Source organism: Flagellimonas algicida (assembly GCF_049629585.1).
Classification (GTDB): Bacteria; Bacteroidota; Bacteroidia; order Flavobacteriales; family Flavobacteriaceae; genus Flagellimonas.
The window spans coordinates 707,509-722,796 of sequence record NZ_JBMYIX010000002.1 but is presented as its reverse complement, the minus strand read 5'-3'; the positions used below and the strand labels follow the sequence as shown (position 1 = coordinate 722,796).

Genomic DNA, 15,288 nt, shown 5'->3' with positions numbered 1-15,288 from the left:
AAAAATAGAATTTTACCCAAAAAGAAGTGTGTTATTTCAGCTGAAATTCTGTGGAAGCGAGCAATCTTTCGTCCTCAAAAACATTAAGGGTGTAAATTCCTTCGGCCAAGGAGCCTTCGGGTACGGTAATGGCATCACAAATACTGATTTCCTTTCCCGTATACACAATCTCCACTTTTTTGCTGTAGATGTTTCCACTGACCGATATGGTATTGGCATTATCCTCTATCACGGCCATATTGGGGTCCAAAAACTGTAGGTATACCACTTTTACATCGCCACGTTCGTTAGGGTCGCTCAAAATGGTAACACATCCCCGTAATTTTTCAATAGTGGAGGCCTTATTGGTCTTTATGGGTCTTCCGGCCCGCAATCGGAACCCACTTCCCTCGGCATCCTGCAATTTCAGATAGCTTTTAATGCGTAATTCCCGGGTCAGTTCCCGATTGGTCTCCCTAAGCAAGGATTCGGTCTGTTCCATGGAATTGGCCCTGCCCCTTAGATCTTCCAACTGCTTACGGGTTTCCTCATACTTACTGGCCAAAAGGCTATTGTTGTACCGCAGAAAGTTGTTCTTCAATTTAAGACTGTCAAAGCGTACCTCCAATTTGCGCAGCTCCTTTCGGGTTTCCTTGAGCTTGGTAATGCTAAAATTGAGCCTTCCCACAGAATCCAAGAGCTGTTGTACCCTGAACCTAGAGGTCTGCAGTTCAATATCGTTCACTTCGTTAAGTCCCGAAAGTCTGTCCACTTCGGCCTTCATCAAAGTAAGGTCCTTCACCAAAAGTGATTTTTCCTGCTCCAAGAACGACATTTGGTTCTTGGATTGGGCGTAACTATAGTAGAAAGCAATGAGAATCCCCACAATGACCGCAACCAGCGCGGCAAATATGATCTTGTAGTTGAAATGATTATCTTGGGGGCTCATGGGTTGACAGACTACTCTAACGCGTATAAGATTTGATACCAAAAAGGTTGGCTAAGATAATAAACGAGATTAACAACATCCTATTGCCACAGGTATGTTTTGGATGTAATGCCCAATTATTCAGAGGAGAAAGCATTTTGTGTGCCGTTTGTCGACATGAGATGCCACTCACCGATCATAACTTCTTGGATGAAAACACCGTAGATCGTATATTTTATGGACGAATTGCCATAAAAAAAGCAGCTGCCTTTGTTTTTTTCACCAAAAATGGGATTGTTAAAAATTTGCTGCATTCGTTAAAATACAAAAATCAAGAACAAATTGGCGGCTTTTTTGGGGATTGGTATGGTGCCCAATTAAGAAAAGAAATGGGTCTGGAAAAAATTGATGTTGTCATCCCGGTACCCTTGCATCCAAAAAAATTGAAAAAGAGAGGGTATAACCAAGTAGCTCTTTTTGCACAAAAAATTGCCGAGGCCATTGGTGCTGAATACAGGGACGATTTACTTCTGAAGACCTTAAACACCAAAACCCAGACGAAAAAGGATAGGCTGTTGCGCTGGGAAAATTCAAAAGAAGCTTTTCTGGTAAACCCTGTGGTAAAAACACATTTTGGGCATGTGCTGCTGGTAGACGACGTTATAACCACGGGAGCCACCATAGAATCTTGTGCCAAAGCCCTTCAGCAGCTCAAGCCCAAGGATATCTCAGTCCTCAGTATGGCTGTGGTTCCCTAGGGTTAAATTTTATTAATGCGTACCTTCAATTTTTAAATTAGTTGTTTCTTTGCCCCACATGGATTTTGGCATGGCGTACGTAAAAAAATTGTTGGGTTTTCTTTTTTTCGCCCTGATGGGCCTTGCCCTATGGCAATGTGCCAGAAGAGGTTCTCCTTCCGGTGGACCAGAGGATGTTACCCCACCAAAGCTTGTACGCGCAGAACCGGATAACTTCAGCATCAGTTTTGAGGGCCAAAAAATCCGACTTTATTTTGATGAGCTCATAAAACTCCAGGACGTACAGAACCAACTGGTGGTTTCACCTCCCTTGAAGTATCCCCCAGAAATAACGCCACAAGGCGGACCCAGAAAGTATATTGAGGTCATCATCAAAGACACCCTTCGTGAAAATACCACCTATACTTTCAATTTTGGGCAAAGTATTGTTGATAATAACGAGGGCAACCCCAACAGCTTTCTCACTTATGTTTTCTCCACGGGGACCTATATAGACTCTTTGACTTTATCTGGTGCAGTAAAAGATGCTTTCAATAAAAAGGCCGATCAGTTCATCAGTGTGATGCTGTATGAAATAGATACCGCTTATACCGATTCCACCATTTATAAAACCCCTCCCAATTATATTGCCAGTACGGGGGATAGCCTTCCGCTGTTTGAGCTTAAAAATTTGAGGGCCGGGAAATATGCCCTCTTTGCCCTAAAAGATGTGAACAAAAACAATCTGTTTAACCAAAAGCAGGACAAAATTGGATTTCTTGAGGACACCATCAGCATTCCAACGGATTCCACCTACTTGCTCAACCTGTTTTTGGAAGAACCGGATTATAGTGTTTCCGTACCCAGTTATTCGGCCAAGAACCGTATCATTTTTGGGTATCAAGGCAACCATGAGGACATAGAAATCCAAACCTTGACCCAATTGCCCGATTCGGTGCAAACCAAAATATTGAAAGACCGCGAAAAGGACACCTTGAACTATTGGATCACGCCTACAGATTTGGATTCCATCATTTTCACGGTCACCAATGACAAATTGGAGCGTATTGACACGTTTACCGTAAAGACCAGAAAACTGCCTTTGGATTCCTTGTCCCTAACCTCTGGCATTCGAGGAAAATTCAATTTTGAGGATACCTTCAGCATACTTGCCAATACCCCAATTGCCAATGTGGACACCACAAAAATTGGTTTGGTGGTAAGTGATTCCCTGTTGGCTCCCTTTAGTCATGTTTTGGATACCTTGGAAAACAAGGTTGAGTTTGATTTTGAGATAGAACCTAACCAGAGATACCGATTTTCACTGCTCCCAGGTGCCATTTCGGATTTCTTTGGTATGCAGAACGACACCCTGGACTATGCTATTTCAACCAGTGGTTATGCCGATTATGGCAATCTAAGAATGACCCTTGGTGGTGCCGTCCAATACCCCCTTGTATTGCAATTGACCAATGAGCAGGGAGAAATCCAACGTGAAATCATTGCTCCTGAATCAAGGATTTTTGAGTTCAGCAACCTGGACCCTGGAAATTATGTGGTACGGGTTATTTTTGATGACAATGGCAATGGTAAATGGGACACGGGAAGTTTTCTCAAAAAACTACAACCCGAACGGATCAGTTATTATCCTGATGTCATAGAAGTGCGGGCCAATTGGGAATTGGAGCAGAATTTCATTATTTCAGAGTAAAGTCGTCCCTATCCTCTAAAAATTTAAGTTTCTCCCTAGTGGATTCTATATGCGCTTTATCCAAGGTGGTATAAATAATCTCTTCCTTTTCTGAATATGCAATAGGGTTTCCCAGTGCATCATAAACTGCAGAATGCCCCGAGTATTCATGCCCCAGATTGTCCTGCCCGATCCTGTTCACCCCTATGGCATAAGCCATGTTTTCTATGGCCCTCGCCTTAAGAAGTGTGTCCCATGCTTCAATTCGAGGTTTCGGCCAATTGGCCACATAGATCAAAACATCATAATTTTCGGCATTACGGGCCCATACCGGAAACCGAAGATCATAACAGATCAATGGACACGTCTTGAATCCCCGAAAATCAACAAGTACTTTTTTATTGCCTGCGGTATAGACCTTATCTTCTCCCGCAAGGGTAAAAGTGTGTTTTTTGTCATAGGTTGAAAGATTTCCATTTGGCTGAACAAACCACAACCGATTGAAAAACTTGTCGTCTTCTTGAAATACCATACTGCCCACAATTGCCGCATCCTTCTTTTTGGCCTGATTTTGCATCCACTCCACTGTTTTGATGCCCTCTGATGTATCCAAATTGCCAGGATTCATGGTAAATCCAGAGGTAAACATCTCAGGAAGCACAATGACATCCACATCATTGGAAATGGAATCCATTTTCTCCTCGAACATAGTTCGGTTCTGCTGCGGAGCTTCCCAATGCAGTTGGGATTGAATCAAAGCAATTGTAAGGTGTTGTGACATTGGTTTGCTTTTTAATCAAAATACACTTTGGATTCCGTGGACTTTGCATTTTTAAACAATGCGTGTATCTGCTCTTCCAAAATCCGTTCCTCGGAAAGTTCGGGAAGTTGATCCAAAGGAAAAAAGCCAGTATCCAGCATATCGAACCCTGCTTGGAGCTCCCCTCCTCTCATTTGGCAAAGAAAAATCAGTTTATACACATAAATGGGGGCCGGAGGATGCGGGTGCGCTTGTTTGTCATAAACGGCCAATAAACGTATCGCCTCGACCTCAATCCCGGTTTCCTCCTTTACTTCCCTTACCGCCGTTTCCGAGGGTGTACTGCCAATATCTGCCCAACCTCCGGGAATGGTCCATTTACCATCAATACTTTCCCTAGCCATCAAGATTTCATCCTTTTCGTTCAACACAAAAGCACGCACATCCACTTTAGGGGTAGGGTAATCTTCTTGGGGCAGAAAAAAATCCTCCAAGGCTTCCATGGGCATGTTGCCCAACTGCGCCATCAATTTCAGGCTTATGACTTTTAGTTCTTCATACCGTTCACGGTCATAGAGGTCTTGGGCATACACCAATCCGGTTTCTGAAATGGCCTTGATGCGTTTGGCGAGATTGAGCTGCTCTTTGGAATCCATATAACATCTATGTGTTTTCTTGCAATAGGTTCGCCAATGGCTGATTCCCTTGCTCTTTGGCATGATCCAAGGCCGTATTTCCTCTGGCATCTTTCACAGTAATATCAGCGCCGTGCTCCACAAGTAGCTCTGCTATTTCCGGCCTGTTAAAGGTAACGGCATAAATAAGGCAGGTGGCACCCATGGCATTTTTTTGATTGACATTGGCCCCAGCATTGATCAATTGCTTGGCAATATCCACATATCCTTTGAAACACACCCCCATCAAAGCTGTATTTCCCGAACCGTCCTTGGCATCTACCTGAGCTCCTTTTTCCAAAAGAAATTGGGACAGCTCACCATGGCCATAATAGGTGGCGAGCAATAATGGGGTAGAGCCTCTTTGGTCCTTTACTTCCAACAATTTGGGATTGGAGGCAAGAAGCTGTGCAACTGCTTTGGCATCGCCACTTCTGATGTGATTAAAAAAAGATTCCACTTGATTCATACGTGAATGAAATTTATAAAAAAAACTGCCACAACCGTGAGGGTCATGGCAGCTTTGGCAATTAATTTTCCTTTTCTTCTAATTTTGTTACGCCAGATCAAAACGATCTAGGTTCATAACCTTGGTCCACGCCGCCACAAAATCCTTTACAAATTTTGTTTCTGACCCAGACTCTGCATATACTTCTGAAAGGGCACGCAAGATGGAGTTGGAACCAAATACAAGGTCGACCCGAGTACCGGACCATTTAAAATCGCCTGTTTTGCGATCAACCCCTTCATAAAGTGATTTCTCCTCATTGGCGGCTTTCCATTCAGTGGACATATCGAGCAAGTTCACAAAGAAATCGTTGCTCAACACTCCGATATTGTCTGTAAACACCCCATGCCTTGAACCGTCAAAATTGGCACCTAGTACCCGTAAACCACCTACAAGAGCAGTCATTTCTGGGGTAGTAAGCGTTAATAATTGTGCTTTATCCACCAACAAATGCTCTGCAGGAACTTTTACTCCTTTTACCACATAGTTTCTGAATCCATCATAAGGCGTGTTCAAATAGTCCACAGAATCAACTTCGGTTTGCTCCTGGGTCGCGTCATTACGTCCTGGGGTAAATGGCACTTCCGTAGGTACACCGGCATCACTAGCTGCTTTTTCAACCGCGGCACTACCTGCCAATACAATCATATCGGCCAAGGAGATTTTCTTACCTCCACTGGTATTGCCATTGAATTCATCTTTAATACCTTCAAGGACCTTTATGGTCTTATCAGTACCTTTATTTACTTCCCAACTTTTCATGGGCTCCAAGTTGATACGGGCACCGTTGGCACCACCACGCTTATCCCCACCACGGAAAGTGGCGGCAGATGACCAAGCGGTATACACCAAATCAGAAACGGAAACCCCGGAATCCAATACTTTAGTTTTCAAAGCTTTTATGTCAGAAGCATCCACCAAGGTATAATCCACTGCTGGAATGGGGTCTTGCCAAATCAACTCTTCTTTGGGCACTTCTGGACCTAGATATCTGGAAACAGGTCCCATATCACGGTGTGTCAATTTGAACCAAGCTCGGGCATACGCTTCGGCGAAGGCCTGAGGATCGTTATAGAATTTACGGGATATTTTTTCGTAAGCGGGATCAAAACGCAAGGATAGATCGGTTGTCAGCATCGTTGGCTTTCTGTTAGGGCCGCCAAAAGGGTCTGGAATAATGGCCTCTGCATTTGAAGCTACCCATTGGTGTGCTCCCGCTGGAGATTTGGTCAATTCCCATTCATATTCAAACAAGAACTTAAAGAAGTCATTGCTCCATTGTACAGGGGTAGAGGTCCAAATTACTTCCAATCCAGAAGTAAAGGCATCTGGACCTTTTCCTGAACCATTTTTATTCTCCCAACCAAAGCCTTGCGTTGCCAAATCTGCTGCTTCTGGATCTGCATCCATTTCGACTTTTGCGCCATCGCCATTACCGTGTGTTTTACCAATGGTGTGTCCTCCTGCAATCAATGCAACAGTTTCTTCATCGTTCATTGCCATACGCTCAAAGGTATCTCGGATATCATGCGCTGCGGCTACTGGGTCAGGGTTACCATCCGGACCTTCCGGGTTTACGTAGATCAATCCCATTTGCACTGCAGCCAAAGGATTCTCAAGATCACGTTCTTCCTTATTATGTGAGTATCGGCTATTGGGCGTATCACTCGTAGCCAACCATTCGGTTTCGTTACCCCAATATACATCTTGGTCTGGTTCCCAGACATCTTCACGACCACCTGCAAAACCAAAGGTGCGGAAGCCCGTTGATTCCAAGGCAACGTTTCCGGCCAAAATCATAAGGTCTGCCCAAGATATTTTCTGACCATACTTTTGTTTGATGGGCCATAACAAGCGACGGGCCTTATCCAAACTTACGTTGTCTGGCCAAGAGTTTAGAGGTGCAAAACGTTGTTGACCACGGCCACCACCCCCACGGCCATCTTGAACACGATAGGTTCCTGCACTGTGCCATGCCATGCGGATGAACAGTCCGGCATAACTGCCAAAATCAGCAGGCCACCAATCCTGTGAATCGGTCATAACATCCAAAAGATCCTTCTTCAGTGCTGAATAATCCAGTTTTTTGAATTCTTCGGCATAGTTAAAACCTTCTCCCAACGGATTTGATTTTTCCGAATGCTGGTTCAACAGTTCCAGCTTAAGTCGATTGGGCCACCAATCTTCATTTTGTGTACCCCCACCGGCAACTTCACTCAAAAAAGGGCACTGACTTGCATCTGCCCCGTTTGCCATTTCTTTACTCATGATAGTATGTTGTTTAAGTTATTTTTTATCCTTTATAAATTTACGAAAATGACCTCCATCGATATAGATAATTGATATTAAAATACTATTAAAACATAAACATTATCTATTTATGGCCATTCTGATCTTGCCGCTTCTTTTTACGGAAATAACCCCTTGATTTGGCATATTCACCCCCTTTAAGGGGCGTTATCATACCTTATCTTTATACTGTGGCTGCTTTTGTGCTCCGTAGCCACATACCATAAAAACATCATGACAACACCTTTAACCCTATAGATTATGAAAAAGTTGATTTTACCTTTTGCAGCATTGATACTTTTCAGTTTCAGTGCTGATACCACAAAGCTGAATGAGCAAGATCGTGAGTGGATGTTGAAGCATCTTACCGAGACCCGTAACCACATGATCCAGGTTTTGGAAGGTCTAACCAATGCCCAACTAAATTTTAAACCTGATGAAAACTCCTGGTCTATTGCCGAATGTGTTGAACACTTGGCCGTTACTGAAAATGGCTTTGGGGGATTGATACAGAAAACAGTTGGAGCTGGCCCAAATCCAGTCCTTAAGGATTCGCTGGTATTTAAGGATGAAGACATAATGACCAATATCAGTGACCGGAGCAATAAGGTAAAAACATCGGAAGCCTTTGAACCTAGTGGACAGTTTGAGTCTTTTGAAAATACCCTACAGGCCTTTTTGGAAAAAAGGAACGCCCATATTGAATATGTAAAAACCACCGAGGACGATCTTAGAAACCGGTATAGCAAGGATCTTCCGTTTGGCCCTGTGGATGGGGTACAATTGATCATCTTTGCCGCTGGCCACACCGAACGCCACGTATTGCAAATGGAGGAAGTTATGGCACACACCAAGTTTCCAAAATAGGTAAAAACAATAGGTTTTCCTTAACACTAATTGGCAAACCCTTTCCAAAATGGAGAGGGTTTGTTTTTTAACTTTGAGGAAACACTACAAAATGAACACTATGAAGACTTTAAAATCTATTGTACTGGTCGCTTTTTTAATGATTGGCACCAGTTTGCTTGCACAGAATAAAAAGGACCAGAAAATCATGGCCGATGCCAAGAAGGCAAAAACCGCCCTTTTGGAGGCTGCCCCCAACCTTGACGGCTTTTTTGACAATTCGGCGGGTTATGTGATCTTTCCCAATGTGGGAAAAGGGGGCTTTATCATTGGTGGGGCTTCAGGTAATGGAGTGGTCTATGAAAATGGCAATCCTATTGGAATGGCTGACCTTAAAAAGTTAAACATAGGTCTACAAGCAGGTGGACAGGCCATAATCGAGGTTATCTTTTTTGAGACAGACACAGATTTGGACCGCTTTAAGGAAGGGAAATTTCAATTTGCGGCAGAAACCTCGGCGGTTGCCCTGAAATCGGGAATTGCCTTTAACGCCAAATACAAAGATGGTGTGGCCGTTTTTGCCCTCCCCAAGGCCGGTCTTATGGCCGATGCCTCGGTAGGGGGACAGAAGTTTGGCTATAAAGCATTTTAAAAAAGCAACGCCCCTTTAAAGGGGCGTTTTTAGTTTACTTCCTAAAACTGGTATCGGATCCCGAGTCCCAGATCAAAATCGAAGCCATCTCCATAGGCATCCTCTTCGCCAAAACCAATTTCCGGTCTTACGTCCAACGACAAAAGCAGCGGGATCTTAAAATTATACTCCAGTCCAATATTACCGGCCAACAGGCCAAACGAGGCCGAACCTCCACCATCATAATCCACATTGCCCAAGCCTCCCCCTGCACCAACGTACCAGTGAAAGGATTCGTCCAAAGGCATCACCCACTGAAAAAGACCGACCACCTTGAACGCGTCGTACACATCTTTTTCTCCTCGGATTCCAAGATTTAGCTCAAGCCTATTGTTTTCTAAAAGGGCCCGTTGATAACTGATTTCCGCTCCAAAGGAATCAAAACCATCGTCATCGCCAATCCGTACCCCAATTGCATTTTTGGATATGCGCTGTGCCTCACAATGAAACCCAAGGGCAAATACTAATAACAAGGTCAGTACCAGTGTTCTCATAGTTGTAGTTTTTAAGGTTGTTGTTCAATTTACATCTTTTTTGCCAAAAAAACATTCGTAATAGATTGTATGTCAACTTCTTATTAGATACATCACAGGGCATTGTGGCTTACTCCTAATTCCCAGGTGTAAAATCCTCTGGGGCGTTTTGGGGTAAATCGGTGGTTCCTGAATCTCCGGTATCATTAAAAATGGTCCACTCACCAAAGGTGTAACTGGGATTTCCTTCCAAAATGTCCGGGTTACGCAAAGCCCTGCCGTCCTCAAACTCATGGTTGGTACCTGAACCGTCTTCTCCAACCACACCAAAAACATCTATGACCGTTCCAAAGGGGTCTACTAACTCTAAATTATCATCGCCGTTGGAATCTGCCGGACTGTTGGTGGAAACCCCTAGGTCGGGAGCAAATCCATACACCAACTCAAACTCCGCGGCGTTTGGCGAAATGACCAAGGTACTTTCCGCACCAATAATCAATCCCGATAAATCTATAGTTGAGCTTACCTCAGTATTGTCGTTGGTATAGCGGCGAAGGGTCCACAGATTTAAATCCAAGGGTTCCGATGCGGAATTATAGAGTTCCACAAAGCGTGCTCCGGCGTTGTTGTCCGGGTCTGCCAATTCTGAAATAAAGATTTGGGTCGATGTGAATTCCGTAATAATCTCTGGACAACGCTCTTGGGTAAAATCAATATCCTCCAAATCCCGGATGACCAATTGCAACTGTTTTCCATCTTTTACAAGAATCCCCGTAATGGAGCCATTGCCTTCAGGCAGGATTTCTGCCTGAAAATCGGCATACCCACTATTGAGCAATGTGAGTTCATTTTCAGCACAATCTTTTAGGATGTGTCCGGTCTCTTCTTCTGGAAGCGCAAAAGTCTGTCCCAGTTCTTCTTGCAAAAATTCAACCTCTTCCAATTGAACCAAGGTGTTCACCCTAGCATTTTCAATCTCGGGGATGATAATTTTTGTAGGCTGCATCTCGGTCAAATCATCACATGAAAGGAAAACATGCTCCATCACTTTCAAACCGGGCAATCTCCCTACAGAAACATTTCCGAAGGAAGTAAAGGTGCCTCCGAGTTTAAGGGTCTCACCACTTTTACCGAGATACAGTCCCTTCAGCTTTACCAAAACCCTGCTTCCTACATCAAAAAACAAATGGGATTCCCTAAAATCCATCTCAATAACAAGCCCGTGAACGGGATTTACCGGAGCATCTTGTATATGTAGCACTCCAAAAAAATTTCCTGATTTATCCGATGAGATCACATACCCCTCCAACACCAAATCTTCTTGGATTTGCACAGCTCCTTCTCCCAATAACCCTTCAAGTTCTGCAAAGCTGATATTTGCCTTGAGCCCTGAATTGCATGCTGTTTTTGGTTGATTAAATTCTGTGTTCTTTACGCAGGCCACAACCATGATCAATAGCAATAGCCCACTTATCTTGTTTGAATTTTTCATGTTTTTTGATTTAGACGCTTACGGCGAGATTTAAAAAATAGGTTCTCCCGTAGCCGTACCAGTATTTGGGCCCAAAGGATGGGGTGCCGCTTAGATTATCTTGCTGCAATTGGCCAAAATTGCCATTTCGGCTTTGTTCGTATCCCCCTGTTCTGAAAACACCATCAAAAAGATTACTGACACTGGCAAACAGACTGATGTATTTTTTGTTGACCAACCAAGATTTTCCGCCAATGAGGTTGAGCAAATAGATGTCTTCCAATTTTTTTTGCCTTAAAATTTTGGCCACATTTTCATCGGTGGCATCTGGAAAACGTTCCCCGGTTTCTGGGTCCAACAAAAAACTGGAGGTACGGGAAATAGTAGAGATGTTGATATAGTTATGGGTAAGGTAGTTGGCCGTTGCCCCAAACCACCAATAGTTGGGATTGCGGTACTCCACGCCCAAGGCAAGGGCCGTTTGCGGGCCTTGGGCCAGTTTTAGACCCTTTACCTTGGCAATCCCCAAATCTATATCCCCTTCTGGGTCGATAAGGTCCTCATCGGCTCCTGCGGTATCAAAATTGATTTGCACCGAAGGGTCACTGGCATACACATAATCGCCCAGATTCCCAACCAAAGTCAGCTTTACACTGGAGGAGGCTTCATATTCCAAACCCAGTTCCAGCCCTTTGTGCAATCTATCCAAACCCGTAATGACTTCTTGAACAAAGTCCGAGCCTAGCCCCGAGTCCACAAAAAAGAAGTTAATGTCCGTAGTATTCATGAACCTTGTATAAAAGGCTGTCAAACGCCCCGTCAAGTTGGGTAACCGCACAAAATAGCTTACATCTGTCGTGGTAATGGTCTCTTTTTGAAGCTCGGAAACGACTTCATTGTTCTCCCTTGGGTTTATAAAAATGTTCTGAAGTGTTGGCGACCGTTCCACCTTTGCCGCATTGGCAGTAAACCAATGGCGTCCTGAAAGAAAATAGGTGAGCCCACCCTTAAATGACATATGGGAAAAGTTGACTTTTGGACTTTCCCCCATTGAGTTTTCCAAAAAACGTTCATTGGCAAACAAACCATTTCGCTTGGCTTTATGTCCAGAAATGGATGCAGCGACAAAACCGCTCCACTTTTTCAGTGTGGTGGAAAGCTGGCCAAAGGCTTCAAATTGTGATGCATCCAAGGTGTAGTTGTAATTGAATTTATCGCCTGTTGACTTCTCCAGTTCCCCATTGACATCATTCAAGGTATTGGAGAAGGAATCCTTGTCTTCATGAAATTCCGCCCCCAACAAATCTTGGATTTCAGCATAGTTGTCTGAGGAAAGTGTTTTAAAGTTCCCTCCAAAACCCAGGTTTATGTTTTCATTGATATTGTACTCCATGCTGGTTGCCATGGTTGTCTGGGTGTCATCGGCAATATCGTTATAAAACACATAGGCCGCCTTGCCTTGGCTATTGCCATTTGTATTTGCTGTGTACAACTGTTCCCATGAAAGTTGTGGGTTCCTTAAAAAACCTTCGCGAGCCAAATCGGCATTTATAAAATCGGCACCAATGGAACTGTTGATAAAATAGCTGGGCAAATATCTGTAGTAGGTAGGATCTGGATTGGGTGCATTAAAGTACCCTAAACGGCTTCTGGTATTGGTTCCAAATTGATGGGCTACGCCCACGTTCCAACTAAATTTTTCTCTTTGGAGTTTGTAATTCAACAAGAAAATAGGTTCAAAAATTTCACGTTCCCGAGAATTTCGTAGTTCTCCATCCTGATTTCCCCAATAGGGATTGTATTGGTTTCCCTTGAGGTCAAACACCTCTTCGGTAAGTGCAGCGGAGCGTCCTCTTCGGTTACGGGCCAAAATTGTGGTGAGTGATAAACTACTCTTGGTATTGGGTTGAAACTCCAAAGCGCCAAAGAAAGAATAAGCGTCGTACAACGTTCCCTGTACATATCCTTCTTGGGCCCACCTGCGTGAAGCTGAAAATGAATAGGCCCATCCTTTTTGGGACGGTCCAGAATTGTAGGTTGCCATTAGCCTTCCCCTATAAGTTCTATTGGATGCGGAACTGGACAAACGAATCCCAGGCCGCATACCCGAAGGACGGACATTGATTTGGGTATTCCCCAAAATACCCCCAAAGGTATAGGCGTTTACCTCCAATCCGTGGGTATACTCCTGATTACGCTGCACATCATTGAGTCCGCCCCAATTGTTCCACTGGGGCCTCCCATCAAAGAATTTGTTCATGGGAATGCCATTGATCATCACCGTGCCATTACGGGAATCATAGCCCCGCACCTTAAAAAAGGCCTGTCCAAAATCAAAGGCAGCCCGGTTTAAAAAAACGTCCTTGGTGGATTGCAGCAGGCCCAGAGCCCCGGATACGGCTTCCCCGTCATCCAAAAGGTCTCCATCGGTAAGTGTGATCAGGTTGTCCGATTTTTCTTGGGTAATGTCTTTCTCCAAAAAAATGTTCCCTAAATCTATTGGTTCTCCATCACAAATGATTGCAAAGCGTTTTGGCAAAAAATCTGGGAAAGAAATCGCCAAAACGTGTTCTCCGTTTTCAAAAATCTGGATTTTAAAACGTCCGTTTGCATCCGTAAAAAAGGTTTGTGAAAGGGTTTCAATGGCAATGGCAGCATTCTGAACAGGGGTGTTGAGACCCATTGCTTGAACGCTACCCGAAATGACTGTTTCTTGTTGGCCGTATTGGGGGTTGACGCAACAGAACACAGCCAAGAGCAAAGTTGTCCTCATAGCTATTGGTAGGTTAATTAAACAAAATTGGGGCTATACTTCGCTCAGGTCTGTAAGATAAGTACACAATCTTATCCAATTTTAATGTAAAATCAAAGTATTTCAATAGCTATTGCCAGATCAAGATCAAATTATAAGAGTTTTCCTGTCCTAAAGGGACCACATAAAAATCATTCCATAAAAAAGCCAAGTGTTCCCCACACTTGGCTTTTCATCAAAAGTGAACTATTCAGTTATTTAAGTGCCCCTCCCCAGACATCCCGTTGTTTTCCGGTACCATCATATCTAAGAGGGCCATATTCATCATCTCCCTTATAGGCCTGGTATATTTTAAAGAATTGACTTGTCCATCTTCCATCCGGCCATTCCCCAACTAAGGCAAAAACAATTGTCCTTCCTGTTATTAACCCCGCAAAACTGCGTTTTACGTTATAATCACTGGTAATAATCGCTTTATGATATTTTTCTTTCCAGCCTTGGTTACGGGCATAATTCTGCATAAGCTTGAGCGCTTCTTCTTCCAGCTTTTTGTTTTTCATAAAGGGTTCTGGAATACCGTATTTGGGGATATGCTTGTTGATCAGTTCCAAGCCTTTATCAACATTGGTCAATAAAAACTGGCCTGAAGCCAACTCAAAGGCTTTCTTTTTCTCTTTTCTGCCCGGGGAGCTTCCGTCCACCACAGAAAACTTCAATCCTACTAGTATCGTATGGTCATCCTTGGTATTCACATATTTTTGATTGTTGAGCAAGGCTTCAATGATTTTTTCCTGTGTTAGGCTCATGTCAACACCCAATTCGTCGCCTTCGGGAATTACTTCTGATTCAAATATTGGGTACCTGGTCGATTCCCAAGTAATTTCATCTTCGGTAGGCTTATCCTTATAATAAAATCCAGCATGTATACTATCTAAATAATAATCATAACGTAAATGTAAATTCCTTTTGGACCTTGGGTTCTTTGCAAAGTTCTCATAGACTTTGTCCGGACCCGAATTCTGATTTACAAACAGCCGGCAAAATAGGTTTTCTTTAGCCAGCTCGGACATATCATAAGCTGTAACAAAATTATCTTCATCATCCCAATCCCTTTCAATGTTCTCATTGGCAAATACGTACTTTCCTAAATTGTTCTCATGAACGCTGCTAAAAAAAGTTGTACTCGCCAAATTACTTTTATCCACTTGGACGGGTGTCCAATAAAATGATGATTTTGAGATATCTTTTTTCGAACTATTGGAACATCCGTATAAGAGAAAAAAAACGATGATACATGCATAGGGTAATGTCTTCATGGTTAAGAATTTAGATTATTAAAAGATTTAATTGTTGCCAGTCTACAAAGGGCTGGTCATTCTGTAAATGTGAGGTTGAAATTTGATGTTTGGGCCCATACTCTTTCTGGCAAAAGAGTGATCAATACTATGGCCTAAAAACACAAATAGCCCATGCGATATCGCAGAGGCTAT

13 protein-coding genes are annotated in these 15,288 nt (G+C 43.4%); 4 read left to right on the top strand and 9 right to left on the bottom strand.

The features are described 5' to 3' along the window. Positions 1-31 precede the first annotated feature (31 nt). Entirely contained in the window at positions 32-928 is an 897-nt protein-coding gene (locus ACPD8L_RS12095; RefSeq protein WP_116216433.1) for a hypothetical protein, read from the bottom strand. Positions 929-1,089: 161 nt separating this feature from the next. Here ACPD8L_RS12095 and ACPD8L_RS12090 point away from each other — a divergent pair, with 161 nt between their 5' ends. Both ACPD8L_RS12090 and ACPD8L_RS12085 read left to right on the top strand, forming a co-directional pair. Continuing rightward, entirely contained in the window at positions 1,090-1,665 is a 576-nt protein-coding gene (locus ACPD8L_RS12090) for a ComF family protein (protein ID WP_423943552.1), read from the top strand. Positions 1,666-1,735: 70 nt separating this feature from the next. Then, positions 1,736-3,355 carry an Ig-like domain-containing protein gene (locus ACPD8L_RS12085; RefSeq protein ID WP_423943551.1) on the top strand — a complete coding sequence of 540 codons (1,620 nt, stop codon included), beginning with the start codon at positions 1,736-1,738 and terminating at the stop codon, positions 3,353-3,355. On the opposite strand, the gene ACPD8L_RS12080 is transcribed toward ACPD8L_RS12085, so the two are convergent. From ACPD8L_RS12080 to katG, 4 genes are all read right to left on the bottom strand, one after another. Continuing rightward, a complete protein-coding gene (locus tag ACPD8L_RS12080) occupies positions 3,342-4,115 on the bottom strand; it encodes an amidohydrolase (protein WP_423943549.1) in 774 nt (257 codons plus the stop codon). The two genes, ACPD8L_RS12085 and ACPD8L_RS12080, sit on opposite strands and share 14 nt — an antisense overlap. Before the next feature lie 11 nt (positions 4,116-4,126). Beyond that, a complete protein-coding gene (locus ACPD8L_RS12075) occupies positions 4,127-4,750 on the bottom strand; it encodes an NUDIX hydrolase (RefSeq protein ID WP_421810276.1) in 624 nt (207 codons plus the stop codon). Between the two features lie 7 nt (positions 4,751-4,757). Beyond that, positions 4,758-5,237 (bottom strand): ankyrin repeat domain-containing protein, encoded by a 480-nt coding sequence (locus tag ACPD8L_RS12070; protein WP_423943547.1) that lies wholly within the window; start codon positions 5,235-5,237, stop codon positions 4,758-4,760. 87 nt (positions 5,238-5,324) lie between these two features. Then, complete coding sequence (gene katG, locus ACPD8L_RS12065; RefSeq protein WP_423943546.1) at positions 5,325-7,544, bottom strand: catalase/peroxidase HPI; 2,220 nt, start codon at positions 7,542-7,544, stop codon at positions 5,325-5,327. Positions 7,545-7,826: 282 nt separating this feature from the next. Between katG and ACPD8L_RS12060 the strand changes: the two genes are divergently transcribed. Both ACPD8L_RS12060 and ACPD8L_RS12055 read left to right on the top strand, forming a co-directional pair. Continuing rightward, on the top strand, positions 7,827-8,432 hold the full coding sequence (locus tag ACPD8L_RS12060) for a DinB family protein (protein ID WP_423943544.1): 606 nt from the start codon (positions 7,827-7,829) through the stop codon (positions 8,430-8,432). Positions 8,433-8,532: 100 nt separating this feature from the next. Then, positions 8,533-9,063, top strand: a complete 531-nt coding sequence (locus ACPD8L_RS12055; protein ID WP_293304031.1) for a lipid-binding SYLF domain-containing protein — start codon at positions 8,533-8,535, stop codon at positions 9,061-9,063. A gap of 41 nt (positions 9,064-9,104) precedes the next feature. Here the strand turns inward: ACPD8L_RS12055 and ACPD8L_RS12050 are convergent, their stop codons facing one another. The 4 genes from ACPD8L_RS12050 to ACPD8L_RS12035 form a co-directional block, all read right to left on the bottom strand. Further along, the gene (locus ACPD8L_RS12050; protein WP_116216439.1) at positions 9,105-9,596 is read right to left on the bottom strand and encodes a hypothetical protein; all 492 of its coding nucleotides are present in this window, start codon (positions 9,594-9,596) and stop codon (positions 9,105-9,107) included. Positions 9,597-9,711: 115 nt separating this feature from the next. Further along, entirely contained in the window at positions 9,712-11,067 is a 1,356-nt protein-coding gene (locus tag ACPD8L_RS12045; RefSeq protein ID WP_423943542.1) for a DUF5689 domain-containing protein, read from the bottom strand. Between the two features lie 10 nt (positions 11,068-11,077). Further along, positions 11,078-13,819, bottom strand: coding sequence for a TonB-dependent receptor (locus tag ACPD8L_RS12040; protein ID WP_423943540.1), 2,742 nt, complete (start codon positions 13,817-13,819; stop codon positions 11,078-11,080). A gap of 233 nt (positions 13,820-14,052) precedes the next feature. Continuing rightward, positions 14,053-15,114 (bottom strand): hypothetical protein, encoded by a 1,062-nt coding sequence (locus ACPD8L_RS12035; protein WP_423943538.1) that lies wholly within the window; start codon positions 15,112-15,114, stop codon positions 14,053-14,055. Positions 15,115-15,288 lie beyond the last annotated feature (174 nt).